Genomic DNA, 26175 nt, shown 5'->3' with positions numbered 1-26175 from the left:
TAATTCGGACCTAATCCGGCGCTGCCATACTGGCAGCGACTGACGCCTTCTTCATGACGCCATATTGCCACGGCATCCACCGCTAAAGGTCATCACCATGACACTACGATTTATGCATATACTCGGCGATACCCCTCTGCGCACCGGGCTGGCAGCGCGCCTGCGAGGTCCGCTGGGCAGGCTGAGCGCTATCGGCATGGCGCTGGCCATGGCCCCTCCGGCGCTCGCCGATGAAAACCTGCCTGCCCCGGTGCAGGCCCTTGCCAAGCAGGGCATCGAGATCCACGAGCGCTTTGACGCCCCCAGCGGGCTGACCGGCTTCGGTGCCAGCTCTCCCCAGGGCGAAGAGATGGCCGCCTATCTCACCCCGGACGGCGACCACGTCGTCGTGGGGACGCTGATGGACGCCGAGGGCAACGACCTCACCGAGCCCGAGCTCGACGAGCACGTTCGCGCCCCGCTGGAGGCCAAGACCTGGAGCCTGCTGGAAGACAGCCACTGGATTCAGGACGGCGATAAAGACGCCCCGCGCATCATCTATACCTTTACCGACCCCAACTGCCCCTACTGCCAGCAGCTGTGGGACGCCTCGCGTCCCTGGGTAGAAGCCGGCAAGGTGCAGATGCGCCACATCATGGTGGGCATTCTCGCCGCCGACAGCCCGGCCAAGGCCGCCACCATCCTCGCCTCGGACGACCCCTCGGCCACCCTGCGCAACCAGAAACAGGGCGAAGCCGTGACGCCCAGCGCCCAGCCCCAGAAGTTTGAAGAACAGGTCTACGCCAACAACCAGCTGTTTGAAGGCCTGGGGCTTTACGCCACCCCGACCAGCGCCTACCAGCGCGAAACCGACGGCGGCAGCACCCGCATCAAGCGAGTACAGGGCATGCCCGCCGACGACGCCCTGGTCAAGATGATGGGCAGTGAAAAACCCCAGTAACCCGAAACGCAACCCCAGGGCGCCTGGCGGCGCCCGTCGCGCGGCGAAGCCGCCCTCCCACAGGCCATATAGCATTCTCCGGCTTGCAGGTTATAGCCAGATAGCATCCCAGTAGGGATACTGGCCTATCTCATCGACCAGGCCAGCTCGCAGGGGATTGGCCACAACATAGCGCGCCACCTGCCGAATATTATCCTCATGACGCAGCGCGCGATCATGAAAGCCGTCCTCCCATACCGGTTGCCCTACGGCGATCGACACCTTGGATTTATACACCCTTACCGCACCGGACAAATCGCCCTCAAGCTGCAAAAGCCAGTGAACGTGATCCGGCATGACCACAAAAGCCTGAGTGGCGCCGTATCGACCAATGGCTTTTTCCCCGAATGTGCGGCATGCAGACCTTGCGTGAAGGTAGTCCAGAAATACAGGCTGTCGATTTCGAGTGCACATGGTGATGTGATAGCAGTAACCGGGGAGCGATAGCCGCCCCTTGCGAAGAGAGACGTAACCGGGAGTCGACATGGCAAACTCCTCCACCAGGCAATATCCTGCAGGGTAGTCGCTATTGCGAGGTTTTGTGGGAGGCCGGTTTACCGGGCGATGCAGGCCGAAGGCCTGCCGGGTGCTGGCTATGCAGACTGGCAACCCCAGGGCGCCTGACGGCGCCGTCGCGCGGCGAAGCCGCCCTCCTACAAGTTCAGCCTATCGCGCAGCGAAGCCGCCCTCCTACAAGTTCAGTAGCCAAGCTCCCACCGGCTCAGCGGTTCTACCGGGTTTTGTGGGAGGCCGGTTTACCGGGCGATGCAGGCCGAAGGCCTGCCGGATATTGGCTCTACAGACTGGCAACCCCAGGGCGCCTGACGGCGCCATCGCGCAGCGAAGCCGCCCTCCTGGTATGGATTGACCTGTCAACGACTGGCTGAGGCTAACTACATGCGATGCTCTCCATGCTCATGGCTCAGGAAGCGAAGGGCTGTTAGCGACGGTGGATCTCTCTGGTATTTGTGGGTTGGTTACCGACCTGTCATCACTTCGTCGCGGAGCTTCCCGGGTCTACAATCGAGGGTCACCTTACCCCGGAGGGCAGGGCCTCATAGGAGGAGCTGGGGTTCTCCTGTCGGCCCGACGCCCCCTGAGCCATGAACACGGGAACCGCACGGTTATGCCGTGGCCCGACTGCCGTGGGGCTTGCCCATGGCTTCACAGGCGATGGCCCACAAGAAGCCCGCCAACTCGCGAGCGACCGCCGTGGTCACTTGCTGTTTGGCCTTCCCCGTAGCGGCTAGCCGGCGATAACGGCCGCACAGGCGTTTCTGCGCCTCCCAGGCGATGGCTTGTACCATCGGGGACGTTCGCTCGGCACGCTGCTGGATAATACGAGTTTTGCGCGCCGGGTAGCGATAGCTCCAGGCCGACTCCACCAGCACACGCCTGACGTGACCGTTGCCCGTCTTGGTGATCCCGCCTTGTCGACGACTGCCGCCGCTGGAGTGCTCGCTGGGCACCAGGCCCAGGTAGGCCATGAGCTGACGGGGCGAGTCGAAGCGGCTGATATCGCCCAGCTCGGACAGCACGGTCATGGCGGTGATCAAGCTGACGCCGCGCAGCGCCATGAGCGCCTCCACCACGGGAGCCAGTGACCACTCGGTCAACGCGGCTCGCATCTGCTTTTCCAGGCCGGCCACACGACGCTCGGCTTCCCTGACGTTTTCGATGTACTCCTGCAACACAAGCTGTTGAATGGGCGAGTCGAATCGGACGGTTTCCAGCCAGCGGTAGTGTGCTGCTGTCCAACGGCTCTTGCCGGGATAGGGCTTGTTGTGGCGCAACAGGAACGCATTGAGACGTTGCCGTGCTCGGAGCTCGGCGGCCTTCATGTCTTCTCGCGCCCGTGTTAAGTCGCGTATGGCCTCCTGTTCAGCCGTTGGCACCCATACGGCCGTCAGTTCCCCGGCACGTGACAGGCGAGCCAGCAACACGGCGTCTCGTCGATCGGTTTTCACCCTGTCCCCCGGCCGCTGGGGAATCAGCGACGGCGCCACCACCTCACTATCATGCCCGCTAGCCTGGATCTGATGATAAATGCCGTAGCCGCATGGCCCCGCCTCGTAGCAGAACAGCAGCGGCTGCCCGGCAAAGCGTTCGCTCATTTGCCGAATCAGCTGATCGATGGCCTTGGGCTCGTTGGGTATTTCCCCCAGGAATTCAGGCGCTTGTCGACCTTCTTCTGCAACGGCGACAGAGATGCTGACCTTGTGGACGTCCAGCCCGATGTAGGCGGCATGGCCGCTGCCGACGGCGTTGAGCCGCTTTGCGGCTTCACTTTCTACAAGAACGGGATTTGTTGCGTTAGACTGTTTCATGACCTGCCTCCTTCAATATTGGCACTGTGTTGTGGTCCCTACTTCAACATAACCCACGACGTTGAAGCGGGGCAGGTCCATCCATCATGTCTACAGGTTCAGCAGCCTCTCACAGATTCAGCAGCCAAGCTCCCACCGGCTCAGCGGTTCTACCGGGTTTTGTGGGAGGCCGGTTTACCGGGCGATGCAGGCCGAAGGCCTGCCGGGTGCTGGCTATGTAGCCTGGCAACCCCAGGGCGCCTGACGGCGCCGTCGCGCGGCGAAGCCGCCCTCCCACAAGTTCAGCAGCTTCTCACAGGTTCAGCAGCCAAGCTCCCACCGGCTCAGTGGCTCTACCGGGTTTTGTGGGAGGCCGGTTTACCGGGCGATGCAGGCCGACGGCCTGCCGGATATTGGCTCTACAGACTGGCAACCCCAGGGCGCCTGGCGGCGCCCGTCGCGCGGCGAAGCCGCCCTCCCACAAGTTCAGCAGCTTCTCACAGGTTCAGCAGCCAACCTCCCATCAGCTCAGTGGCTCTACCGGGGTTTGTGGGAGGCCGGTTTACCGGGCGATGCAGGCCGACGGCCTGCCGGATATTGGCTCTACAGACTGGCAACCCCAGGGCGCCTGGCGGCGCCCGTCGCGCGGCGAAGCCGCCCTCCCACAAGTTCAGCAGCTTCTCACAGGTTCAGCAGCCAACCTCCCATCAGCTCAGTGGCTCTACCGGGGTTTGTGGGAGGCCGGTTTACCGGGCGATGCAGGCCGAAGGCCTGCCGGATGCTGGCCCTGCAGCCTGGCAACCCCAGGGCACCTGTCGGCGCCCGTCGCGCGGCGAAGCCGCCCTCCTACAAGTTCAGTGCTCTCACACAGGCTCAACAGCCTCTCTTCCTCAAGTTCAGTAGCCTCTCACAGGTTCGCCGAAGGCCTGCCGAAACGCGTATCCACAAAAAACCCCGCTACCAATGGCAGCGGGGTTGATCGTGCCGGCAAGCAAAGCGGCTTAGTCGTCGATGCCGTCCGGATGCTCGCCGAAGTTTTCGTGGTCCCCCAGACGCTTGCCGTCGACTTCCTTGCCGTAAAAGCCCTGGTGCTGGTGGAACAGTTCCTGGGTTTCGTCAAGCGAGTCCACCGTGCGGCGGCGCGGGTCCTGGGGGCGTTCGTGGCTGTTGACGAAGGCCGCCACGTCCCAGGCCTGCTGCTCGCTCAGCGAGTACGACTTGCTCAGCGGCATATTGGCGTGGATGAAGTTGGCGGCGGTATTGACCCGGTGCATGCCCGCCCCCCAGTTGTAGGCGCCGTCGCCCCACAGCGGCGGAAACACCTGGCGTTCGCCGACTTTCTGCCCTTCGCCGTTGTCGCCGTGGCACACCGCGCACTGGTTGGCGTAAACCTCGGCGCCGCGCTTGCGGTCGGGTTCTTTCTCGGGATCGTCAAGAGTGGGGTAGCTGCGCCCGGGCATCGAGGTATTGTTGGGCGCGTCGGTGGCCATCCAGTGCAGATAGGTCTGCAGGGCGACCAGCACGTCGCTGCCCTTTTCCGGCGCCTTGCCGTTCATCGAGTAGGTGATACAGCCCTGGATGCGGTCGGACAGGGTGTTGACCATGTCGTTTTTGCCGCGATAGGCGGGATAGACGCCGAAGGCTGCCCACATGGGCGCAGAGTGCGCCAGCCGGCCGGCGTCCAGGTGGCAGTTGGCGCAGTTCTGCTCGTTGAACACGTTTTCGCCGCGCAGCGACTGGGTGTTGATGAAGAGATCGCGCCCCCGGCGCACCATGTCGTCATACTGGCTGTCGCCCAGCTCGGCCTCCGCCGGCGGCGTGAACGTGACTTCGCCCTCGGGCGGGTCGGGCAGCTGGATCTGGTAGTCGCGCTCCACCTCGCCGCTTTGCGCCAGTGCCACCAGCGAGAACCCCAGCGCCGAGGCGCTCAGAGCAGAAACGACGCCACCGGTGATGAGCCAATGGGATATATGCAGGTTCATTGGGCGCTCTCCTCTTGCTCGTTACCGCGCGCTTCCAGGCGCTCGGGAAGCGTGGCGTAGTATTCCGCGATCATGTCGATCTGGCTGTCATCCAGGCGATTGGCGACGCCTGCCATCAGCTCGTTGGGGTCGTTGTGGCGCTGGCCTTCGCGCCAGTGCTCAAGCTGCGTCTTGAGGTAGGCTGCGTGCTGGCCGGCCAGCGGCGGGAAGCTGTCGCCCACGCCCTGGCCGTTGGGGCCGTGGCACTGGCTGCAGGCGGGAATAAAGTTGCCGTCTTCCCAGTCGCCGCGCTCGGCCAGCCACTCGGCGGCGTTGTCCGGGTCGGCGGCGTGGTAGGCGGTGGGCAGCTCGGGCCAGGGCTCAAGCTCGGCGTAATAGGCCGCCACGTCGGCCATGTCCTGGTCATCGAGCGTACCGAGAATCGGCGCCATACTGGCGTTGTGGCGCTTGTCGGCCTTCATGTCGTGCAGCTGCTTGACCATATAGGCTTCCGGCAGGCCGGCAAGCCGCGGCCAGGACTCTGTGTCGGGGTTGTTCTTGCCCATGCCGTCTTCCTGGTGGCAGGCGACGCAGACGCGCGCCACCTCCTCCCCTTTCTCCGGATCGCCTTCCAGCGCCGTGGCGGCGCCGGCATAGACGCCGGCGCCCAATAGCAGGCCAAGCCCGCCAAGCATCTTTTTGTTCATCACGATCTCCCTTGCATTATTGTTTTCCCGGCAGTGCTTTGCCGGGATACTACGGTGCCCTGTCGCCGTGATCAGGGGCCACGGCCGGCACAAACAGTTCGACGCTGAGGCCTTCGCCGGGGGGACTGTGAAACGCCAGCCGGCCGCCGAAGCGCTCGACGATGGCGGCGACAATGGCAAGCCCCAGCCCGCTGCCTCCGGCGCGGCTGTCGCGCCAGAAGCGCCGGGTCAGCTGCGAAAGCCCCTGGGGCGAAAGCCCCGCGCCCTCGTCGCGCACGCAAAACGCCAGCTCAGCGGTATGCCCGGAGGCCGCGCCGCCCTCCGGAGCGTTGTTGTCTATCCAGCGCGCCTCCAGCCGGACCGGGGTTTCCGGCGGGCCGTGGCGCAGGGCGTTGTCGAGCACGTTGCGCAGCGCCGTCACCGCCAGCTCGTGGGGCATCAGCAGCTTCGCGCCGGGCCACTCGGCGGGCAGCCTGACGCGCTCGGGGTGGCCGGTATCCTCTACCGCGCACTGGGCGACAGAAGCGGCGTCGCAGGATGGCTCCTGCCAGGGCTTGCGCCCCTCGACCCGGGCCAGCAGCAGCAGCTGGTCCAGGGTGCGATTGAGCCGCACGATCCCCTGCTCGGCGTAGTCCAGCGCGTCGATCGCGGCCTGCCCCTTGACCCTTTTCGCCACCTGGACGTGGGTCTTGATCGCGGTCAGCGGGGTGCGCAGCTCGTGGGCGGCGTCGTTGGTGAAGCGCTGCTCCCGGGCAAACGCCTCGTCCACCCGCACGAGCAGTGAGTTGAGCGTTGCCACCAGCGGGCGCAGCTCCGCCGGCAGCCCCTTCAGCGCCACCGGCGCGAGCGTGTCCGGGTCACGCCGGGCCAGCGATTCGCGCAGCCGGGAAAGCGGCGCCAGCCCGCGCCACACCGCCACCCACAGCGCCACCAGGCTGCCCACCAGCGCCACAATGAACGGCACCACCGCCACCCACAGCACGCCGCTCATCACAGTGTCGCGCTCGTCCATGCGATCGGCGGTGGTGATCGTCAGCCCGCCGCGCCGATAGGTGAACACCCGCCAGGTCACGCCATCCTCGCGGCGATAGGCGTGGCCCGGCTCCCGGGGGTCGAGCACGCCCTCCAGGTCGCTGTGGGTGCGCGCCATGATTTCGCCCCTGGGAGAATGCACCTGGCAGGCCAGCCCCTCGATGGGAGGGATCGACAGCGAGCGCCGATCGGCCTGCTGCCACGCTTCCGGCGGCAGCTGCAGCATCAGCCCCGCGACCATCCGCGCCGACTGCGCCAGACGCTGGTCCAGCGTCTCCACCAGCTTGTCCTCCAAATCCTTCGCCAGCCAGGCCGCCGCGCTGGCCCAGAACAGCGCAAGCGCAAGGCCCAGCGTCAGCAGCAGACGCGCGCGCAGGCTCAAGGCGACGGCCCCTTTCTTCCGGCGTCCGGTAGCGCCACGGCGTCGGCCCGGCCCAGGCGATACCCCAGGCCGCGCACGGTTTCAATCACGCCGGCGCCCAGCTTGCGGCGCAGGTGGTGAATATGAACGTTGAGGGCGTTGCTCTCGACGTCGTCGTTCAGCCCGTAGAGGCTATCCTTGAGCTGCCCGGCCGAGAGCACGCTGCGCGGAGCGTACAAAAACGCCTCCAGCAGCACCAGCTCCCGGCGGGAAAGCGCTACCGGCTCGCCGCCCACGCACACCCGGCGGGCCGCGGGGTCCAGGCTCAGCTCGCCGTGGTACAGCACGCCGCTGGCACGCCCGGCCGCCCGGCGCAAAAGCGCGTACAGCCTGGCCACCAGCTCGTCCAGGTCGAACGGCTTGACCAGATAGTCATCGGCGCCGCCGGAGAGCCCGTCCACCCGGTCGCGCACGGCGTCCCGGGCGGTGAGAATCAGCACCGGCGCCTGCACCCCGGCGGCCCGCCACTCTTCCACCAGCGAAAGGCCGTCGCCGTCGGGCAGGCCGCGGTCAAGAATGACGACGTCGCTTTGCATGGACGCCATGACCCGGCGCGCTTCGGCCATGGTGGCGACCTCGTCCACCACCAGGTCGAAGGTTTCCAGTCCGGCGCGAATTCCCGACGCCACCAGGGCGTCGTCCTCGACCAGCAGTACGTGCATGGGCGGCTCCCTCAAATTGGCCAGATCATGACGACCCGGGATTAAGCGGACGTTAACAGGCCTCGGGACAGAAGCCGAGTGCCGCTCAGCCTCTGGGGGCCGGCCAGTGAAAGTCCTGCGCCGGCGGCGCCAAGCCTTCAACGCCGGGAGCGCTTTCCGGCACGCAGCGGCCCAGGGCGTCGCGCAGCCGCTCCAGCGCGTCTGCGCCCCGGGCGCTGCCCACCACCTCATGCCACCACTGACGATGCACCGCCTGCACCCGCACCGGCACGGTTTCCAGCCCCAGGTACTGGGCCATGGCCAGCCGATGCAGGCCGCGGTTGATTTTCAGCAGCCCGCCGTTGCGGCTCACCGCCACGCCGAGCGCATCCTTGCCCCGCGCGGCGTTGAAGCCGTGCGCCGCCATGTCGTCAAGAAACCCCAGGTAGGCCTGCAGATAGGTGAGAATACGCGCCCGGGTGTTGAGCAGCACGCCCTGCTGGTGCGACTGCCAGGGGCGGCCTGCGGCCAGGCGCGCCGCCAGCTCGTGAAAACGCCGAGTCCGGGTGAGCGCGTCGCGGTGGATATCAAGCTCGCGGATCAGCTCATAGCGCGAGCTGAAGCGCAAATCGCCGCGGTGGCGATCCCATTCGCCGTTCCAGATAAAGGTCACCGACGACGGCCGCTGACGGTGCGGCACGGGGCCCCAGCGCACGCTCTGAATCAGCTCCCGAGGGGGGACGGCAAGCGTCAGCGCCTCGCCCATGGCCTCGCCCAGCGCCCGCCGCGGCAAGCCCAGCCGCTCGACGGTAGCACTGCCGGGGGCATGGCCAAGCCACACGCCCATCAGCAAGCGCTCAAGGGGCAGCCCCAGCGCCTGCTGTACGCCCTCGCGGACAAACAGTTCCAGCCAGGCCCGGCGCACCGGCCAGCGCAGGCTGGGATCATAAAGCGGCGCAAAAGCGGCGTCTCCCGCCGGCCCCCGGGGTCTGATGTCGGACCGCGCCGACGGCTTTACCTTGCTCACCTGCTACCTCTTTGGCCCTGCGTTTCCTCCCTGCCAGGCATGCGTTGCGGCACTGCCTTGGCCGCTAAACATTAACATGCTAACGGTGAAATTGCGCCAGAGCCGGTATGTGGCAAGCATAAAAAAAGCAGCCCTCAAGGCTGCTTTGCGGGGCGGCTGAGTGCCGGCAATGGCGGCTGCGCCAGGACATCCTCTGCGGCTCAGCCGGCCCGAAGGCGGCGCTTGAGGTACTGGCCGTAGCCGGTCTTTTTCAGCGCCTCCGCCGCGGTGGCCAGGTCCTCATCGCTCAGCCACCCCTGCTGCCAGGCGATTTCTTCCAGGCAAGCCACTTTCAGTCCCTGCCGGTGCTCGATGGTCTGAACGTACTGGCTGGCCTCCAGCAGGCTGTCATGGGTGCCGGTATCCAGCCAGGCAAAGCCGCGGCCCAAACGCTCCACGCTCAGGTCGCCGCGCTCGAGATAGGCGTTGTTGATGCTGGTGATCTCCAGCTCGCCGCGCTCGGAGGGCTCGACCCGGCGTGCGATATCCACCACGTCGCTGTCGTAGAAATAAAGCCCGGTGACGGCATAGGGCGACTTCGCCACCTCGGGCTTTTCCTCGATGGAGATGGCCCGGCCGTCGGCGTCGAACTCCACCACGCCAAAGCGCTCCGGGTCGTTGACCAGATAGCCGAACACCGTTGCCCCACTGGGCTTCTCCGCGGCACGTGTCAGCTGGTCGGAAAAGTGCTGGCCATGGAAGATGTTATCCCCCAGCACCAGGCACACCGGAGAGTCGCCGATAAAGTCTTCGCCGATGAGAAACGCCTGGGCCAGGCCGTCCGGGCTTGGCTGCACGGCGTACTCGAAGCGCAGGCCAAAGGCCTCGCCGCTGCCCAGCAGGTTTTTATACTGGGGCAAGTCCTCCGGGGTGGAGATGATCAGAATCTCGCGGATGCCGGCCAGCATCAGCACCGAAATCGGGTAGTAGATCATCGGCTTGTCGTAAATGGGCAACAGCTGCTTGGAAACCCCGCGGGTAATCGGGTGCAGGCGCGTGCCGCTGCCGCCTGCGAGAATAATGCCCTTACGTTGCATGGTGCCTCCTTGCTTCTTCTACGGTCAGCGCCAGCTGCGCCTGCCAGTGGGGCAGCGTCACGCCCAGCGCCTCCTCCAGGCGGGCGAGGTTCAGGCGCGAATTCAGCGGCCTTGGCGCCGGCGTGGGGTAATCCGCCGTGGCAATGGGCGCCACCGCCTCGGGGGTTATCGTCAGCGGCATGCCCAGCCGGGCGGCTTCATCAAAGGTGGCCACGGCCACGTCGTGCCAGCTGGCCTCGCCCCGGGGCGCCAGATGGTAAACGCCGGGCGCCACGGACGCTTCGCCGGTGCGCGGCCAGGCGGAAAGCGCCAGCGCAGTGAGTTGCGCGATCAGCCGCGCCGGGGTCGGCGCGCCGATCTGGTCGGCCACCACGCTCAGCGCCTCGCGCTCCGCCCCCAGGCGCAGCATGGTGTTGACGAAATTGCCGCCCGGGGCGCTGTACACCCAGCTGGTACGAAAAATCAGGTGCTCGCAGCCGCTCCCCGCTACCGCCGCGTCGCCGTCGCGCTTGGTCTCGCCGTAGACATTGACCGGCGCGGTGGCGGCGTCTTCCTGCCAGGGGGTGTTGCCCTCGCCGCTGTAGACGTAGTCCGAGGAATAGTGCACCAGCCAGGCCCCGCGCGCGGCGCAGTAAGCCGCCAGCTGCGCGGGAAGCTCGGCGTTCAGCCGCCGGGCAAGCGCCGGTTCGTCCTCGGCTTTATCCACCGCGGTATAGGCCGCGGCGTTGACGATCAGATCCGGCGCGTGGCGCTCGAGCCAGCGGTCTACCGCGGCGCTGTCGGTCAGGTCCAGCTCTTGCCGACCGGGTGATAGCACCCGGCCCAGCGGGGCCAGCGCCCGGCGCAGCTCAAAGCCGACCTGGCCGTTGCCGCCGGTCACCAGTATCGTTTTTTGCTGCGGTACCGTATCCGCCATTTACAGCACCCCCAGCCGCTGGCCCTGGTAGCTGCCGTCCTGCACTCGCTGCCACCACTCGCGGTGGTGCAAGTACCACTCCACGGTCTTGCGCAGGCCGGTGGAAAAGGTCTCCTCCGGCCGCCAGCCAAGCTCGCGCTCGATCTTGCCGGCGTCGATGGCGTAGCGCAGGTCGTGGCCCGGGCGGTCGGCGACGAAGGTGATCAGCTCGCGGTAGCCTCCGCCCCGGGGGGCGTTTTCCGGCGCCAGCTCGTCGAGCAGGTCGCACAGGGCATGAACCACCTCAAGGTTGGTTTTCTCGTTGTGGCCGCCGATGTTGTAGGTCTCGCCGTTGTGGCCCTCGAGGGCCACGCGTACCAGCGCCCGGGCGTGGTCTTCCACGTACAGCCAGTCGCGCACCTGCTGGCCGTTGCCGTACACCGGCAGCGGCTTGCCCGCCAGCGCGTTCAAGATCATCAGCGGGATCAGCTTCTCGGGGAAGTGATACGGCCCGTAGTTGTTCGAGCAGTTGCTCAGCACCGCCGGCAGGCCGAAGGTACGCTGCCAGGCGCGCACCAGGTGGTCAGAGCTTGCCTTGCTCGCCGAATACGGCGAGCTGGGCGCGTAGGAGGTCTCTTCGGTGAACAGCTCGGCGGGGTCTTCCAGATCGCCGTAGACCTCGTCGGTAGAGACGTGATGAAAGCGGAACCCGGCGGCCTTTTCCGGCGCACTCTGCTGCAAACCCTGCCAGTAGGTGCGGGCGGCCTCCAGCAGCGTGTAGGTGCCCATGATATTGGTGTGCATGAACGCCGCCGGGCCGTCGATGGAGCGGTCCACGTGGGACTCCGCCGCCAGGTGCATGATGACGTCGGGCCGGTGCTCACCCAGCACCCGCGCCACCGCCTCGGCATCGGTGATGTCGACGTGCTCGAAGACGTAGCGCTCATGGTCCGCCACGCCGGAAAGCGACTCCAGATTGCCCGCGTAGGTCAGCGCATCGAGGTTGACCACCGCGTGCTCGGTATCGTGGATCAAGTGGCGCACCACGGCGGAGCCGATGAACCCCGCCCCGCCGGTTACCAATATTTTCACCTGTCAGGCTCCTTTCGCCATATGTCTATTGAGGGCTTGCTGCGTCACCCGGCCACCGTCATGACGCCACGCTTGCCTGCCACCGCGCCAGCCGAGGCCGAATAAAGCGCTGGGCGGGCACTTCAACCCAGCGCCAGGACAGCCAGGCCAGCACCACCGACAACGCCGCCGACCCCACCACGGCGATAGGCGCTGGAAAAACGGACTTCAGCCAGAGTATCGGCAATTCATGGAATAAAAACACGCCAAAACTGACGGTACCCAGAAAGTTGAGCACAGCCAGGCGCCTTGTGATCAGCGGACTGCGGCTGACGCACCAGAACAGTGCGGCATGCAGCACGACCATGGCGCCGCGGTAGGCATAGGTTTCGCCGCCAAATACCGTCTGGGTCAGCCATTCATGAAACATCCCGCAGGCAATGACGGCCAGCATCAGCCCGCCCGCCAGCAGCGTATAGCGGTGGCGCATGCCCTCAAGGCAAAACTGCACGACGCGCCCCAGCCAGCCGCCCAGCCAGAAGGCATACAAGTGCAGCGGCCACGCCAGAAGCTCAAGGTAGCCGTTACGCCACTGATCTGCCCCCAGCATGACGGTCGCTGCAGCCATCCCCATCAGCACCACCACCTGCCAGCCGCGCACTTCAAGGCGAGGCAGACAGGCCACCAGGGCAAAGAATGTGAAAAAGACCGGCAGCGACCAAAACGGCGGATTCAGGGCAAACACCGTCGCCGGCTCGGACGCCGTCAGTAAAAACACCAAATGATGCCCAAGCAGCTCCGGCCACTCGGCCAGCGGCAGCGGACGCGCCAGTAAATATATCAGTACTGCGAGCAAATACCCTGGGTACAGGCGCGCAAGGCGCTTTAGCAGGTAGTAAAAACCGCGGCTGCGCTCCTGATTAAGCGCATAGTAACCTGCCACGACAAAAAAGCACCCTGTGCCATAGCTATAAAACGACGTCGAAAAATACGCCCCGGCATAGTGCGAGGCCATCACCAATGACGCCCCGAACACCTTTATCAGGCTCAAGGCATTGAATAGCGCCCGCGTGCGCTGTTCATCCCGCTCGCGGTGCCCGGCAGCCAGCGTCATCCGTGTGCCCTGTCAGCCAACGTTCAGTGTTTTTTGGGCAGGGCATCGCCCAGCTCGCGAGCGTAAGCGCTCCGGGCCGTCTGGGCAATGGCCAGGCTACGCTGCAGCCGCTCGATTTCTTCGTCCACGGCGCGCAGGTTGGCCACCTGCTGGCGCGCGCCTTCGGAAAGTTCCTCCAGCCGGTAATCGACACCGTCTATGGTCAGCGTTTGCGTGTCTGCCATGAAATACTCCCCGATGTTTCAGCCAAGCGATAATCGGCGGCCAGTTAAAACCACTCGCGGCACAAAAGCAAACCCCCGGGCCGGTCAGACCGCGTTTTGCGGAAGCATCACCCTGGCGTTCTCACCGCGCTTTTGCGCCATGGCCTCAAGCTCCTGCTTCAATGCCCGGCGGGCGTGGTCGTCGCCGTGCACCAGACGGATCTCCCCCGGCCAGCGGCGCATGCGGCGTACAAAGCGCAAAAGGTCGTCGCACCCGGCGTGGGCCGAATAGCCGCTGATGGTGGTCACACCGGCGCGAATGTCAATGCGCTCGCCGTCGAGCACCACGTAGCCGCCGGCGGGGCCGTAGCGCTGAATGTCCCGCCCCGGGGTGCCCGCGCCCTGATAGCCCACAAACAGCACCTGGTGGCGCGGGTCACCCAGCATCGCGCGCAAATAGTTGACCACCCGCCCGCCGGCGCACATGCCGCTGGCGGCAATCACCACCGCCGGGCGGCCGCTCTGGGCCAGATACTTGACGGTCTGCTCGTGCTCGGCGTGGTCGTCCACGGTGTAGACGCCGGCAAAGCTCAAGGGGTGGCGGCCTGACCGCAAACGCCTTTGCGCCTCGGCGTCCCAGTATGGCGCAAGCCGCCGGTAGACCCGGGTAAAGCGCGCGGCCAGGGGGGAGTCGACGATGATCTCCAGCGCGCTCCAGTCCAGCCGGCCGGCCTGAGCGGCCCGGGTCTTGTAGCGGTGGACGATGCCCTCCAGCTCGTACAAAAGCGCCTGGGTACGGCCGATGCTGAACGCCGGAATAATCACCGTGCCGCGGTTCTCAAGCGCCTGTTCGATGGCACGCTCAAGCGCTTGGCTGCGCTCGCGCCGGCCTTCGTGGTGGCGGTTACCGTAAGTGGATTCCAGCACCAGCACGTCCGCCCCGTAGGGCGAACGGGGTGCCGCCAGCAGCGGCGAATGCGGCGCGCCGAGGTCTCCCGAGAACACCACCCGGTGCCTTTGGCCAGGGCCCTTGTCGCCATGCGTCTTGTCATTGACGGCGACTTCCACGTAGCTCGACCCCAGAATATGCCCCGCCCGCTTGAGCTTGACCCGCAGCGCCAGGCCCGCGTCATTCACCACGTCGTGCCAGCGGCGGTAGCCAAGCGCCACGGTCAGCTCGCGGACCCGGTCAACAAAGCGCTCGATCAGCGCCCGGTTGCGGGTAAAGCCGATTTTCAGCGCGTCTTCCAATACCAGCGGCAAAAGCTCGGCGGTGGGTTTGGAGCAAATAATCGGCCCACTAAAGCCCGCCGCCAGCAGGTACGGCAGCCGGCCCACGTGGTCGATGTGGACGTGGGTGATCACCAGCGCCCGCACCCGGCTGATATCGAAGTTCACCTCAAGCTGGGCGAAGGCGTCAGCCGCGGCGTCTTCGCCCTGAAACAGCCCGCAGTCCACCAAAAGCGAGTGCTCCGGGCTTGCCACCAGCTCGTGGCAGCTGCCGGTGACGCCCGAAGCGCCGCCGTGGTGGATGATACGCGGGGTATGATGCTGATCCTTCAGTGACATGGTCTCCTCCGTGAAACGTCATGCCGGGGTTGTGCCGACCGCCGGGTCAGTCAAAGTCAAAGGTCAGCTCGTCGTCGCTTTCACCGAAGAAGCTCTCCAGATCATCGGGGGCCTCTTGCTGCGCTGCGTGCCTGGCCTGAAACGCCAGCCGCTCGGCCAGCGCCTTGTGCTGCCCGGTGGCAAACATCTGGGCGTAGGCCAGCGTCAGCGGCGCGCCCTTGAGGTCGCACAGCGCTTCGCCGTCGAGCTGATTCAGCCTGGCTTCATCCAGCCGATAGACGCCGTCGAGCTTGACTGGCGTGCCGCCGTCGGCATCGGTAGGGACGGCCAGATCCCACTCGGCCAGCAGGCCGTGTTTAGCCAGCACCCGGGTGGCCTTGAGCGTGGTCTCGCGGCTTTGTTCGCACTGCTGAAGAAACTCCAGCGTCTGATTGACCGTAGCACTCGGCGCATCACCGTCGAACAGCGGCTCGCCCTGGTCGTCGTCGGTCAGGTGGCCGGCCTCCACGGCCAGCACCCGGCTGCCGTCCTCGGCACCGGCCAGGGTAAAGGGATAGCCGCGCAGCGTGGCCGGCACGTAGGCACCCAGCCAGCGGCCGTCCGGTGCCAGATAGGCATTGTCCCGGGTGCCCAGCAGCGCGACCGGCACGAACGCCTCGCCCTGGGCAATAAAACCGAGCAAATAATGCGGAATCACCTTGTTGAGCTCGGCCAGCAACACGGGCACCGCGCGCTCGGCGGCGGCAAAGCGATAGCCGTCCCGGGGCAGCAGGCGCTTGTGGCGATGCTCGGTTCTGGATAACGCGATCCACTGAGGCATGAAGAAGTCCTTGCGGTTACAGAAAAGTCAGCGGGCTCCAAGAGTATCGGGTGTCACGGTGCGACGCCACTACCGGAACCCGGCCCGGCGATGGCGAGCATTTTTGCTCGGAGTCGAGTAGAATCGGCTCCCTTTCAAGCCTATGCCCGTACCGGATGCTGTGACCATGCGGCCGACTCTCACGCTGATGCGCCCTCACCAATACCTGAAAAACGGCTTTGTCTTTCTGGGGCCGCTTTTCGCCCACCAGTGGAGCCTGGACACGCTGGGTCAGGCTCTGCTGGTATTTGCCGCCTTCTGCGCCATGGCAAGCGCAGTGTATGTGATGAACGACCTCATGGACATCGAGGCTGACCGGGCGCACCCGGTCAAGCAGCATCGCCCGCTGCCCAGCGGGGCGCTCTCCCACGGCCGTGCCATCCAGCTACTGGCGATACTGGCGGCCAGCGCCCTGGCGCTTTCGCTTTGGGTCAGCCCCGGCGTCACGCTCTGCCTGACGGCCTACCTCGGAGTGAACGTGCTGTACTCATGGCGGCTCAAGCACGTGGTCATACTCGACGTCTTTTTGATTTCATCAGGCTTTATGCTGCGCATCCTCGCCGGCACGGCCGGGCTGGGCCTGGCACCCTCCGCCTGGCTTTTGCTCTGCGGCCTGATGGTGACCCTGTTTCTGGGCTTTGCCAAACGCCGTGCCGAACTGCTGGTGCTCGACGACCCCCGCGCCGACCGCAGCCTGGCGCGGCGCGTGCTGGACGACTACAGCCCGGCCATGCTGGACCAGTTCATCGGCGTCACGGCGGCCTGCACCATTCTGGCCTACGGGCTATATACCGTCTCGCCCCAGGCCGTCGAGCTTCACGGCAGTACCGCGCTGGTCTACACCCTGCCGCTGGTGGTGTACGGCATTTTCCGCTACGTGTTCTTGCTCCATCGGCGTGCCCGAGGCAACGATACCGCCCGGGACCTGATTCAGGATCGGCACATGCTTGCCACCCTCGGCATCTGGCTCATCGCGACCCTGTGGATACTGGCATGACCCGCCGTACCGTCACCCGCGGCTGGCCGCTGCGCGCCCTGGTACTCTCCATCGGCGTGGCGGCGGCAGGCTACCTGGGCGTTGCCTTCTGGAGCGGCTGGCACGACGTCACCGCTGCCTTCGGGCAGATTGGCCTTGCCGGCACCGGCGCAGCACTGGGGCTATCGCTGGTCAACTACGGCCTGCGCTTCGTGCGCTGGCAGCGGTATCTGAAACAGCTGGGGCACGCCGTGACCTGGCCTGCCAGCCTGCGCATTTACCTCGGCGGCTTCGCCCTCACTACCACCCCGGGCAAGGCCGGCGAGGCGTTTCGCGGCGTGCTGCTCAAGCCCCATGGCGTTCCCTACCCGGCCACCTTCGCCGCCTTTATCAGCGAACGCCTGTCGGACCTGCTGGCCGTGCTCATGCTCACGCTGTTCGGGCTGGCGCAATACCCACAGGCCCACGGGCTGGTACTGGCCGGTGCCGCGAGCCTTCTGCTGGCGCTTGGCTGCCTGACAAGCAAGGCCCTGCCGGCCGCGCTTTACCGCTTTGCCGCACGCCGCCGCGGCCGACTGATGACGCTACTGAGCCACGCCAGCGATGTTCTCCTGCGGGCGCGGCGCTGCCACCAGCCGGCCATGCTGGCACAGGCCACCCTGCTTGGCCTGGTCGCCTGGGGTGCCGAAGCCCTGGCCTTTCACTGGGTGCTGGGCTGGCTGGGCGCCGACGTGTCGCTGGGCCTTGCCTGCTTTATCTACGCGCTGGCCATGCTGGCCGGCGCGTTAAGCTTCCTGCCCGGCGGACTGGGCAGCGCCGAGGCGGTCATGGTCTCGCTGCTCACCGTGGCCGGCATGCCCCCCGCTGCGGCAGTGGCCGCCACCGTTTTTACACGTTTAGCCACCCTGTGGTTTGCCGTGGCCATTGGCCTTGGCTGCCTGATGGGCAGCCGCCTCGAGAAACGCCTGACGGAGCCCGCCTCATGAATGCCCCCGGCTCCTGGAACCGCCTGCCCCGGGTGACGCCGGACGCCACCCACGCCCTGACCCAGCGCCACGCCGGGCTGCCGGCCCGGCTGCCGCGCCCGCTGCTGGCCCACGGCAACGGCCGCAGCTACGGCGACGTCTGCCTGACCGAGCGCGGCACCCTGCTGCTGACCCGGGGGCTGGATCGCTTCATCGAGTTTGACGCCGAACGCGGCCTGCTGCGCTGCGAAGCCGGCACCACCCTGGCCGAGGTGCTGGCGCTGACGGTGCCCTGCGGGTGGTTCCTGCCCTGCACCCCGGGTACCCGCCTTGCCACCGTCGGCGGTGCCGTAGCCAACGATGTCCACGGCAAGAATCACCACGTGGCCGGCAGCTTTGGCCACCACGTTCACGCGCTCACGCTGGCGCGCAGCGACGGCAGCGTGCTTCACTGCCGCCCCGACGACGACGGCTGGTTTGCCGCCACCGTGGGCGGGCTGGGGCTGACCGGGCTGATTCTCGAAGTACAGCTTGCCCTTCTGCCCATACACAACCCCTGGTTGCACACCGCATCCTGGCGCTTTGGCAACCTGGACGCTTTCTGGCCGCTCAGCCGTCAGGCCGAGGCAGACTGGCCCTACACCGTCGCCTGGATTGACTGCCTGGCACGGGGCCGGGCACGAGGGCGCGGCTTGCTGATGGCCGGACGCCATGCCGCCCCTCAACCCCGCCTCCCCCAGTTTCACGAGCGTCGCCGGCGCATACCGTTCGACCCGCCGTTTTCGCTGGTCAACGGCTTGAGCCTGCGCGCCTTCAACGCGCTTTACTACCGTCAGCCGACCCACCCCGGCGGCACCCTTGGCCACTACGTGCCGTTTTTCTACCCGCTGGACGCCATTCAGCGCTGGAACCGCATCTACGGCCGGCGCGGCTTTTATCAGTACCAGTGCGTCATCCCGCCCGAAAGTGCCGAAGATGCCATAGCCGCCCTGCTAGACGCCGTAGCGCGGCGCGGCGACGGCTCCTTTCTGGCCGTGCTCAAGACCCTGGGCCATGCGCCGGCCCCGGGCATGCTGTCGTTCTGCCGGCCGGGCACCACCCTGGCGCTGGACTTCCCCAACCGCGGCCGCGATACTCAGCGGCTGCTGGCTGACCTGGACGCGATTGTCAGCGCGGCAGGCGGCGCACTGTACCCGGCCAAGGATGCGCGCATGCCGGCCCACCTGTTTCAGTCCGGCTTCCCCGAGTGGGAGGCGTTCAGCCGCTTTATCGACCCCGACTTTTCTTCCCGTTTCTGGCAGCGAGTCACCCCATGAGCCTGCTTTCGTTTACCGCATCTGCCCGGCCGTTACGGCGCGTGGTGATTTTTGGCGCAACCTCAGCCATTGCCGAGCAGACCGCCCGACAACTGGTTGCGCACGGAGCCTCGCTTTACTGCATAGGCCGCGACCCCGACAAGCTACAGGCCCTGCTGGACGACCTGCGCGTCCGCGCCGGCGACGCCCGGCGAATTGACGGCTGCCACGCAGACCTGAATCACACCGACGGCCACGGCGCCCTGATCGACGCCGCCGAAGCCCATCTGGGCAGCCTTGACGCCGCGCTCATCGCCCACGGCTCGCTGCCCGACCAGGCCGCCTGCCAGGGCAATGCCGACCTGACCCTGGCCCAGTGCCAGACCAACGCGCTCAGCACCGTCAGCCTGCTGACGCACCTGGCCAACCGCATGGAAGCCAGCCGCCACGGCGTGCTGGCCGTGATAAGCTCGGTCGCCGGCGACCGCGGCCGCCAGAGCAACTACGTCTACGGTGCCGCCAAGGGCATGGTCTCGGTATTCTTGCAGGGGCTGCGTAACCGGCTAGCCGGTGCCGGCGTGGCCGTGGTGACCGTCAAGCCCGGCTTTGTGGACACCCCCATGACCGCAGACATCAACAAGGGCGGCCCGCTCTGGGCCACCCCCGAGCAGGTTGCCCGCGGCATCGTCAGCGCCATGCAGCGGGGCAAAAGCGTGGTTTACCTGCCATGGTTCTGGCATCCCATCATGCTGATTATTCGCCATATTCCCGAGACGCTGTTCAAGCGGCTGTCACTATGAACCAGGCGCCCCCGCAACCTGTGGCCTTTTTTGACTTTGACGGCACCCTGACCTGGGGCGATACGCTGATGCCGTTTTTGCGCTTTGCCGTCGGCGCGCCGGCCTACTACGCCAGGCTGGCCTGGCTGTCGCCGGTGCTGGGAGCCTATGCCGCGGGGCTTTTGCGCAACGACATCGCCAAGCAGATCGTGCTCAAGCGCTATCTCGCCGGTCATGCCATGGCCGAACTGCAGGCATGCGGCCGCCGCTTTGCCGCCGAGGCCATCCCCGCCATGCTCTGCCCCAGCGGCATGGCACAGCTTGACTGGCACCAGGCCCGGGGGCATGAATGCGTGCTGGTCAGTGCCTCGCTGGATATCTACCTCGCCCCCTGGGCGGCTCAGGCGGGATTTTCCCGGGTGATATGCAGCTCGCTGGCCCAAACCGCTCACGGCCGGGTCACCGGGCGGCTGGCCGGGCGCAACTGCCACGGTGCCGAAAAGGCCCGCCGCATCGCGCCGCTGGTGGCCCGGGCCGCCCCGGCCACCACCTACGCCTATGGCGATACCGAAGGCGACCTGCCCATGCTGCAACTGGTAGAGACCGGGCTGATGCGGCGCAAGCGCCGCCGGCCGCCGCCCGACGCCGATTCGGCCGATGTCTTTTCACCCCACTGCTGGCAGCGAATTGCTCATGTCTCTGGAACACACTCCGCCGAATAATCCGCCGCGCCTACCGGCCTGGCTATTTCCCGTTGTCGCCATGGTGGCCTACTGGGGGCTAACGCAGTACCTGTTGACCACCGGCCACCTGCACGAAGACGCCTATATCCTGTACATCTACGCCGAAAGCCTGGCTCACGGCAACGGCATCGCCTACTTCCCCGGCGGCCCGCCGGCAGAAGGCGCAACGGACTTTCTCTGGATGATCATGCTTGCCGGCGCTCGCTACCTGGGGCTTGACGTCGCCCAGGCCGCCGGGCTGCTCAACGGCCTGGGGCTTGCCGGCATCGTTTGGCTGGCCATGCGCCTGCTGGCCCCCGCCGACCGGGGGTACCATTACCTTCTGGCCGGCGTGCTGGTGACGCTCTACATGCTGTCTTCCCAGATCGCTCAGGCCGCGCTGGCCGGGTTCAGTACCGCACTATATGGCGCGCTGACCGCCGCCCTGTTTTGCCTGCTATATGCCGCTCCCAGCCGGCGGACATGGCTGATACCGGCGGTGGGCATTGTTCTTGGGCTGCTGCGCCCGGACGGCGTGCTGATGGGCGTCACGGCCACGCTGCTGGGCGCCGTTATCGCCTGGCGCCAGCGCGAGCTCAAACCCTACCTGGCCGCTGCGCTGGCTTGCGCTGCCGTGGGGCTTGCCTACTTTGGCTGGCGCTACGCCTACTTTGGCCAGCTGCTGCCGCTGCCGCTATACGTCAAGAGCACATCGGTGGAAAGCCTACCGGGGCTTGGCCCGCATCTGGACTGGCTATGGAGCAACCGGCTGCTAACAGGGCTGGCGCTGGCTGCACTGGCCCTGCACCCCCGCCGCGGCCGCATGCTGGCCGCCGCGGTGCCGATGCTGGTCCTGCTGCTGGCCTTTGCCTTTGCCACCCAAAGCCAGAACGCCGCCTTTCGGTTTCAGGCACCGGGGACAATCGTGCTCATCATGTGGGCCGCGCTGCTCCCCCAGGCCCTGGCTCACCGCGTGCGTCCCACGCTGCTGCGCCGGGCGGCCATCGTCGGCCTTGCCGTGCTGGCACTGGCTGCCACCGCCCAGCAGGCCTCCAGCGGGGCACGGATTATCCGTGCGCTGCAGGGCAATGAATATATCTACTACTTCTCCTATTATCTGGACCGCTACCTGCCCCCGGACACCACCATCGCCCTGACGGAAGCCGGGCGCTTTGCCTACTGGGCCCAGGGCAAGAAATACGACCTGGTCGGGCTCAACACCGCCCACACCGCGCGCCACAAGGTATCGCCCGGCTATCTGCAGCGGCTCGACCCCGACCTGATCTTTACCCATACCGCCGGTATGGCCCACTACGACAGCATGTGCCAGCAAGACATCTGCGAACTGACCCCCGCCCGGGCGCTGGCCGGCAAGCGCCACGGCGCACACTGGCAGGACGTCAACTATGGCGTGTCCCGCGCGCCGCTGGCGGTACTCGCCCACCTGGAGCAGCACCCCGACGCCTACCGAGTGTTTGCCGTGCGCTACTACGCCGGGCACGATCATCTGTATCTGGTCAAGCGGAGCGGCCGGCTGGCGGTGGACGACTTCTTGCGCGCACTGGGCCACAGCTTCACCCCCGAGGCCCGACGCAGCTATCTTGACATGAAGCACACGGCAGACTTTCGCGGCGTGTTTACCCGCTAACGCAGCGTTTCCAGCCAGGGCAGTGCGGCGGCCACATCCACGCTGGTCACCACCCCAAGCGGGCCGGTGACCAGCGCCAGCAGCAGCGCAGCCCAAACCCAGCGCCGGCTGGCTTCCAGGCAGGCCAGCGCCCGCTCAGCGACCGCTCCCTCGGCCCGGCACAGCAGGGCAAACGCCACCAGCGCGTTGGTGATAGCAAGCGACCACCAGCGAAAATGATCATGCCCTAGCGGATACAGCGCCAGCGGTGAAAACGCCGCTGCCAGCAGCAGCCAGGCCCGTACGCTCATGTCTCGGCGCACCGCCGCCAGCACCCGCACCGCCACATAGCCAAACGGCAACAGCGCGGCTAACAGCACCGCATGGTGCGCCAGCCGCGCCGGACGAAACCCTTCTGCCAGCGTATGGCGCACGTTTTCGGCAAGGCCCGTGTGGTACAAAACGCTGAGCGAACCCTTATCTACATGCGCCCCATAAGCGCTCTGTAGCTCGGCAAAGCGCTCGGCCAGCGGCACGGCGTCAAACCCGCCCCGGGTCGACACCAGATACGTCAGCGCCGTCAACGCTGCCAGGCACGCCCCCTGCCATGCCAGCGCCGCGCGGGCTGCATCGCGATAGTGCCAAAAGGCCAGAGTCAGCGGCACCACCATGAAAAATGCCGCCTCGTGAATGAGTATGGCCGCGCCGTTAACGCTCAGCACCAGCGCCGCCGCCGCGCCGCGCCGGGCACCGCCCAAGCGGCCAAGCCCCAGCAGCAGCGCTATAGCGAGCGCCAGCACCACGGCATCCGTGCGCCCTACGTCCCGGGCAAAGTGACCAAGGGTGGCCGGCGACGTTACCGCCAGCAGCAGCAGCCACAGCGCCCCCGCTCGCCCTTCGGCTGCGCGCCACACCCGCACAAACGGCAGCAAAAACGCCACGGCGAGCACGCCCAGCAGCGCATAGGCCACCCGGCTTGCCGTGGCGTAGTCCAGCGTGCCGGGCAGCCACCCAAGCAGCGTGCCCAGCAGGCCACGCTTGATAAAGCCGGCATCATAGCGGAACAGAAGCTGGGTATAGTTCCAGTCAATCAGACCGCTGGCGCCGTGGATAAACAGCGCCGGGCTGGCCCGCAGCCACACCGCCAGCAGCGCCACGGCCACGGCACCCGCCGCCCAGCCCCACTGACGCCCACGCTCAATCAAGACGACGGCTCGGGCTACGGCACGGCCGGCATCGGCCGCAGCGCCAGGGGCGGGATAACGCTATCCACAAAGGCATGACACATCCTTGCAAAGGCGGAGAAAAACAAAGCGCAAGGATAGCGAGCGCAGCGGCGCAACGCCACCGACACCATGCACAGATTGCCACAGAAACGCACTTCAGTGCGCGACGCAGGCCAAAGGCCTGCCGGGGCAACCTAGAGGCCATAAAAAAACCCCCGCCGAGGCGGGGGTTTGAGGCTTTATCCGTTACGCATGGTTAATTCATGCGCCGGCATCCAACTCAGAGAGAGGGATTAGGTGCCGCTGGTAGCCAGCTCGAAGTTGGCAGACGTCAGGCCGAGGTCAACGCCGGTCAGCTCGATGACGGTGTCAGCAGATGCGCCGTATTCACCATCAGCGCTGCCGACCACGTAGGTGCTGCCGTCAAACTCGAACACGGTTGCGCCGGTGGCCAGATCGTTGCCTTCAGCAGCAAAGGTCGCCAGCACCGCGTCTACGTTGGCGTAGTCCGCCGTGGAGAACTCGATGGCACCGTTGCCTTCAGTCAGGTCGGTGAACCCATCGCCAGAGAAGGCATCGCTGAAGTCGATCTTGTCTTCGCTGGCATCGAAGCCGCTGATGACGTCGATTTCGCTCTTGGCAGAAGCAGCAGCCACGTAGGTGTCTGCGCCTGCGCCGAAGGTGTAGCTGTCGGTGCCTTCAGACTGGTTAACAGCGAACGTGCCGGTGCCCACGGTGATGGTGTCATCGCCGCTGCCGCCGGTGACGCTAGCCGTCACTTCCAGATCTTCGATACCGCCGGTATTTTGCAGCGTCAGGCCGGACAGGTCGATGGTCTGAGCGGCTGTTTCGGCAGCATCGCCGACTTTCAGCACGTTGTTGTTGCTGTCTGCAACGTTGGACACGTTCAGCGTTTCGCCGCTCAGCTGGCTAACCGCAAACGTCGCGTCGCTGCCCAGTGCGATGTCGGTCAGGCCTTCCAGCTGCAGGTTGGCCTTGGACACATCGGAGCCGCTGCCGCTACCAGATTCGGTCAGCTCCAGGGTGTTGGTGCCGCTGGCGAAGGTGCCGATGATGTTGGACGTGCCGATATCGTCAGACGTGATGCTGATGGTGTCGTTGCCTGCGCCCAGCGCGTCAAACACCACGGTGCCGCCGTCGGTCAGATCAGCCAGCTCAACGGTGGTGTTGCCGCCTTCGGTAGCTACGGCTAACGTGCCGGTAGTCAGCGCCGTTGCGGTAACGGTGTTCTCGCCGCCGGTGAGGCTGACGGCTGATGTGCCGCCGGAGCTGCCCAGCTCGATCGTGTCGTCGCCGGCGAAGCCGGTGTATTCGACCGTATCTTCGGAGCCTGAGTCACCAGTGAAGGAGACGTTGTTGTTGCCCTGGCCGCCGGTGACGACGACGTTGTCAGCGGTGAAGTCAGCCGCTTCTTGTGCACCATCAGCACCGCCGTCGGTGCTCTTCTGCAGTGCGCCGGTCACGCCGGAGGCGTCGAGGTTTTCTGCACTGGAGCCGCTAGACAGGTTGACATCGCCTGCTACGTTCAGCGTGACTTCGTCACCGCTGGAGGCCAGCGTGTCGATCGCCAGGTCAGACGCGCTGGTGATGGTGGTATCAGCACCCGCGGTGGTCAGCGTGCCCAGCGCCGCGCCTTCGGCGTTGGTCAGCTCGATGCTGGCCGTGGCGAGGTCGGCAAACGTCAGGTTGCCCAGGCTTGCCAGCGCGCTTGTGACGTTGACGGTATCAGCGGTGTTGCTGGCGTCGCCCTTGATGGTACCGCCGGAGCCGTCGCCGGAAAGCGTTTCGGAGATGGTCACGTCCTGGCCGTCGGCAACGGTCAGCGAGCCGCTGTAGTCAGCTGCTGCGAGGTCGATGGTGCCCACTTCCCACTCGGAGGCGTTAACGGATGCGTCAGTATCCTGAACGACGGTATCAACGCCGGTGACGCTGGTGGCGCCAGAAAAATCACCTTCCAGCGTCAGCGCGCCTTCGCCGGAGCCGGCGATGTCGGTAACACTAGCAGTAGTCAGGTCAACGGTAGAGTCGACGGTAGCTTCGAGGTTCAGGCCAGTGGCAGAACCAGACACGTTCAGCGTCAGTTCGCCGTTGGCAATCACGTTCGCTGCGCCGTCGGTATCGCCAGAGCCGGAAACGGTGACGGTCTCGGCTTGGCCGGCGTCTACCACGCCGCCTGTCAGGTCGTTAACGGTCAGCTTGGTGATGTTGTTACCGGCGGTGACGTTGTTGTCATCCGCGCCGGAAACGGTGAAGTCACCGAACGCCGCGCGCTGGTTGCTCACGGTGATGGTGGTGCCGCCGACGTTGGTGTGGGTGACGCTGCCCGCATCAAACTGGGTTGCTCCCAGCGTCTGAGCGTTGAGGTTGATCTCCTCGACGTTCTGGATGGTCACGCCGGTCAGGTTGGCCGTTTTGATCTCGGCGTTGAGCACGTCGTTATCATTGGGGTTGTTGTCAATGATGGAGTCGCCGGATGCGAGGCTGTTGAGCTCGGTGGCGTCGAACACGTTGTTGCCGCTGTCGCCGGCAAGGGTGTCGATGATGTCTGCAGTGAGCATGCGAGTCGGGCACCTTGATAACTCACTGTTTTTAATGACTTTATCTCCTTCCCTATTCCCCGCTTTTATGGCTTTCCATCACATATCCACTTTCTCCTGATGGACATTGCATGAGCCAACTCCACCGCCTTCACTTAAGCCACTG

General features: G+C 65.8%; 23 protein-coding genes. 7 read left to right on the top strand and 16 right to left on the bottom strand.

Features of this window, described 5'->3' with window-relative positions; genetic code table 11:
- The first annotated feature begins 196 nt into the window (after nt 1-196).
- Entirely contained in the window at nt 197-940 is a 744-nt protein-coding gene (gene dsbG / locus P1P91_RS06090; protein WP_311885712.1) for a thiol:disulfide interchange protein DsbG, read from the top strand.
- Between the two features lie 90 nt (nt 941-1030).
- Here dsbG and P1P91_RS06085 read toward each other — a convergent pair whose 3' ends face one another.
- From P1P91_RS06085 to P1P91_RS06020, 14 genes are all read right to left on the bottom strand, one after another.
- On the bottom strand, nt 1031-1465 hold the full coding sequence (locus P1P91_RS06085; protein WP_311885251.1) for an REP-associated tyrosine transposase: 435 nt from the start codon (nt 1463-1465) through the stop codon (nt 1031-1033).
- A 638-nt stretch (nt 1466-2103) separates the two neighbouring features.
- On the bottom strand, nt 2104-3306 hold the full coding sequence (locus tag P1P91_RS06080; RefSeq protein ID WP_311885249.1) for an IS110 family RNA-guided transposase: 1203 nt from the start codon (nt 3304-3306) through the stop codon (nt 2104-2106).
- Nucleotides 3307-4286: 980 nt separating this feature from the next.
- The gene (locus P1P91_RS06075) at nt 4287-5267 is read right to left on the bottom strand and encodes a c-type cytochrome (protein WP_311885247.1); all 981 of its coding nucleotides are present in this window, start codon (nt 5265-5267) and stop codon (nt 4287-4289) included.
- Nucleotides 5264-5953, bottom strand: a complete 690-nt coding sequence (locus tag P1P91_RS06070; protein WP_311885246.1) for a c-type cytochrome — start codon at nt 5951-5953, stop codon at nt 5264-5266. Before P1P91_RS06070 ends, P1P91_RS06075 begins: the two co-directional genes overlap by 4 nt.
- A 49-nt stretch (nt 5954-6002) precedes the next feature.
- Nucleotides 6003-7367: an ATP-binding protein gene (locus P1P91_RS06065; RefSeq protein WP_311885242.1), complete on the bottom strand. Its 1365-nt coding sequence runs from the start codon at nt 7365-7367 to the stop codon at nt 6003-6005.
- Entirely contained in the window at nt 7364-8068 is a 705-nt protein-coding gene (locus P1P91_RS06060; protein ID WP_311885241.1) for a response regulator, read from the bottom strand. Before P1P91_RS06060 ends, P1P91_RS06065 begins: the two co-directional genes overlap by 4 nt.
- Before the next feature lie 85 nt (nt 8069-8153).
- Nucleotides 8154-9074, bottom strand: coding sequence for a hypothetical protein (locus P1P91_RS06055; protein WP_311885239.1), 921 nt, complete (start codon nt 9072-9074; stop codon nt 8154-8156).
- A gap of 200 nt (nt 9075-9274) precedes the next feature.
- Nucleotides 9275-10150, bottom strand: a complete 876-nt coding sequence (gene rfbA, locus P1P91_RS06050) for a glucose-1-phosphate thymidylyltransferase RfbA (RefSeq protein ID WP_311885237.1) — start codon at nt 10148-10150, stop codon at nt 9275-9277.
- A complete protein-coding gene (gene rfbD, locus P1P91_RS06045; protein ID WP_311885235.1) occupies nt 10140-11066 on the bottom strand; it encodes a dTDP-4-dehydrorhamnose reductase in 927 nt (308 codons plus the stop codon). The genes rfbA and rfbD overlap by 11 nt, the downstream gene beginning before the upstream one ends.
- Nucleotides 11067-12137 (bottom strand): dTDP-glucose 4,6-dehydratase, encoded by a 1071-nt coding sequence (rfbB, locus tag P1P91_RS06040; RefSeq protein WP_311885233.1) that lies wholly within the window; start codon nt 12135-12137, stop codon nt 11067-11069.
- 58 nt (nt 12138-12195) lie between these two features.
- Nucleotides 12196-13230 carry an acyltransferase family protein gene (locus tag P1P91_RS06035; RefSeq protein WP_311885231.1) on the bottom strand — a complete coding sequence of 345 codons (1035 nt, stop codon included), beginning with the start codon at nt 13228-13230 and terminating at the stop codon, nt 12196-12198.
- Nucleotides 13231-13253: 23 nt separating this feature from the next.
- Nucleotides 13254-13454 (bottom strand): DUF6447 family protein, encoded by a 201-nt coding sequence (locus P1P91_RS06030; RefSeq protein WP_311885230.1) that lies wholly within the window; start codon nt 13452-13454, stop codon nt 13254-13256.
- An 84-nt stretch (nt 13455-13538) separates the two neighbouring features.
- Nucleotides 13539-15002 (bottom strand): MBL fold metallo-hydrolase, encoded by a 1464-nt coding sequence (locus P1P91_RS06025; RefSeq protein WP_311885228.1) that lies wholly within the window; start codon nt 15000-15002, stop codon nt 13539-13541.
- 46 nt (nt 15003-15048) lie between these two features.
- Complete coding sequence (locus P1P91_RS06020) at nt 15049-15822, bottom strand: SapC family protein (protein ID WP_311885226.1); 774 nt, start codon at nt 15820-15822, stop codon at nt 15049-15051.
- Nucleotides 15823-15988: 166 nt separating this feature from the next.
- Here P1P91_RS06020 and P1P91_RS06015 point away from each other — a divergent pair, with 166 nt between their 5' ends.
- From P1P91_RS06015 to P1P91_RS05990, 6 genes are read left to right on the top strand one after another with little or no spacing between them, the layout of a single operon-like run.
- On the top strand, nt 15989-16858 hold the full coding sequence (locus tag P1P91_RS06015; RefSeq protein ID WP_311885224.1) for a decaprenyl-phosphate phosphoribosyltransferase: 870 nt from the start codon (nt 15989-15991) through the stop codon (nt 16856-16858).
- Nucleotides 16855-17823: a lysylphosphatidylglycerol synthase transmembrane domain-containing protein gene (locus P1P91_RS06010; protein ID WP_311885223.1), complete on the top strand. Its 969-nt coding sequence runs from the start codon at nt 16855-16857 to the stop codon at nt 17821-17823. The genes P1P91_RS06015 and P1P91_RS06010 overlap by 4 nt, the downstream gene beginning before the upstream one ends.
- Nucleotides 17820-19118, top strand: coding sequence for an FAD-binding oxidoreductase (locus P1P91_RS06005; protein ID WP_311885222.1), 1299 nt, complete (start codon nt 17820-17822; stop codon nt 19116-19118). The genes P1P91_RS06010 and P1P91_RS06005 overlap by 4 nt, the downstream gene beginning before the upstream one ends.
- Entirely contained in the window at nt 19115-19897 is a 783-nt protein-coding gene (locus P1P91_RS06000) for an SDR family oxidoreductase (RefSeq protein ID WP_311885221.1), read from the top strand. Before P1P91_RS06005 ends, P1P91_RS06000 begins: the two co-directional genes overlap by 4 nt.
- The gene (locus tag P1P91_RS05995) at nt 19894-20598 is read left to right on the top strand and encodes an HAD family hydrolase (RefSeq protein ID WP_311885220.1); all 705 of its coding nucleotides are present in this window, start codon (nt 19894-19896) and stop codon (nt 20596-20598) included. Before P1P91_RS06000 ends, P1P91_RS05995 begins: the two co-directional genes overlap by 4 nt.
- Nucleotides 20570-22246, top strand: coding sequence for a hypothetical protein (locus tag P1P91_RS05990; RefSeq protein WP_311885218.1), 1677 nt, complete (start codon nt 20570-20572; stop codon nt 22244-22246). Before P1P91_RS05995 ends, P1P91_RS05990 begins: the two co-directional genes overlap by 29 nt.
- On the opposite strand, the gene P1P91_RS05985 is transcribed toward P1P91_RS05990, so the two are convergent.
- Together P1P91_RS05985 and P1P91_RS05980 are read right to left on the bottom strand one after the other, a co-directional pair.
- On the bottom strand, nt 22243-23430 hold the full coding sequence (locus P1P91_RS05985; RefSeq protein ID WP_311885216.1) for a hypothetical protein: 1188 nt from the start codon (nt 23428-23430) through the stop codon (nt 22243-22245). The genes P1P91_RS05990 and P1P91_RS05985 overlap by 4 nt on opposite strands.
- A 314-nt stretch (nt 23431-23744) precedes the next feature.
- Complete coding sequence (locus P1P91_RS05980) at nt 23745-26030, bottom strand: beta strand repeat-containing protein (protein ID WP_311885214.1); 2286 nt, start codon at nt 26028-26030, stop codon at nt 23745-23747.
- Between the last annotated feature and the right edge of the window lie 145 nt (nt 26031-26175).

The sequence above is a fragment of the Halomonas piscis genome (assembly GCF_031886125.1).
Classification (GTDB): domain Bacteria; phylum Pseudomonadota; class Gammaproteobacteria; order Pseudomonadales; family Halomonadaceae; genus Vreelandella; species Vreelandella piscis.
This window is presented reverse-complemented; position numbering and strand designations above follow the sequence as displayed.

Bases quoted from the DNA above. Each gene is read 5' to 3' on its own strand.
- dsbG (WP_311885712.1), top strand. From the start codon at position 197: ATGGCGCTGGCCATGGCCCCTCCGGCGCTCGCCGATGAAAACCTGCCT.
- P1P91_RS06085 (WP_311885251.1), bottom strand. From the start codon at position 1,465: ATGTCGACTCCCGGTTACGTCTCTCTTCGCAAGGGGCGGCTATCGCTC.
- P1P91_RS06080 (WP_311885249.1), bottom strand. From the start codon at position 3,306: ATGAAACAGTCTAACGCAACAAATCCCGTTCTTGTAGAAAGTGAAGCC.
- P1P91_RS06075 (WP_311885247.1), bottom strand. From the start codon at position 5,267: ATGAACCTGCATATATCCCATTGGCTCATCACCGGTGGCGTCGTTTCT.
- P1P91_RS06070 (WP_311885246.1), bottom strand. From the start codon at position 5,953: ATGAACAAAAAGATGCTTGGCGGGCTTGGCCTGCTATTGGGCGCCGGC.
- P1P91_RS06060 (WP_311885241.1), bottom strand. From the start codon at position 8,068: ATGCACGTACTGCTGGTCGAGGACGACGCCCTGGTGGCGTCGGGAATT.
- rfbA (WP_311885237.1), bottom strand. From the start codon at position 10,150: ATGCAACGTAAGGGCATTATTCTCGCAGGCGGCAGCGGCACGCGCCTG.
- rfbD (WP_311885235.1), bottom strand. From the start codon at position 11,066: ATGGCGGATACGGTACCGCAGCAAAAAACGATACTGGTGACCGGCGGC.
- P1P91_RS06035 (WP_311885231.1), bottom strand. From the start codon at position 13,230: ATGACGCTGGCTGCCGGGCACCGCGAGCGGGATGAACAGCGCACGCGG.
- P1P91_RS06030 (WP_311885230.1), bottom strand. From the start codon at position 13,454: ATGGCAGACACGCAAACGCTGACCATAGACGGTGTCGATTACCGGCTG.
- P1P91_RS06025 (WP_311885228.1), bottom strand. From the start codon at position 15,002: ATGTCACTGAAGGATCAGCATCATACCCCGCGTATCATCCACCACGGC.
- P1P91_RS06020 (WP_311885226.1), bottom strand. From the start codon at position 15,822: ATGCCTCAGTGGATCGCGTTATCCAGAACCGAGCATCGCCACAAGCGC.
- P1P91_RS06015 (WP_311885224.1), top strand. From the start codon at position 15,989: ATGCGGCCGACTCTCACGCTGATGCGCCCTCACCAATACCTGAAAAAC.
- P1P91_RS06010 (WP_311885223.1), top strand. From the start codon at position 16,855: ATGACCCGCCGTACCGTCACCCGCGGCTGGCCGCTGCGCGCCCTGGTA.
- P1P91_RS06005 (WP_311885222.1), top strand. From the start codon at position 17,820: ATGAATGCCCCCGGCTCCTGGAACCGCCTGCCCCGGGTGACGCCGGAC.
- P1P91_RS06000 (WP_311885221.1), top strand. From the start codon at position 19,115: ATGAGCCTGCTTTCGTTTACCGCATCTGCCCGGCCGTTACGGCGCGTG.
- P1P91_RS05995 (WP_311885220.1), top strand. From the start codon at position 19,894: ATGAACCAGGCGCCCCCGCAACCTGTGGCCTTTTTTGACTTTGACGGC.
- P1P91_RS05990 (WP_311885218.1), top strand. From the start codon at position 20,570: ATGTCTCTGGAACACACTCCGCCGAATAATCCGCCGCGCCTACCGGCC.
- P1P91_RS05980 (WP_311885214.1), bottom strand. From the start codon at position 26,030: ATGCTCACTGCAGACATCATCGACACCCTTGCCGGCGACAGCGGCAAC.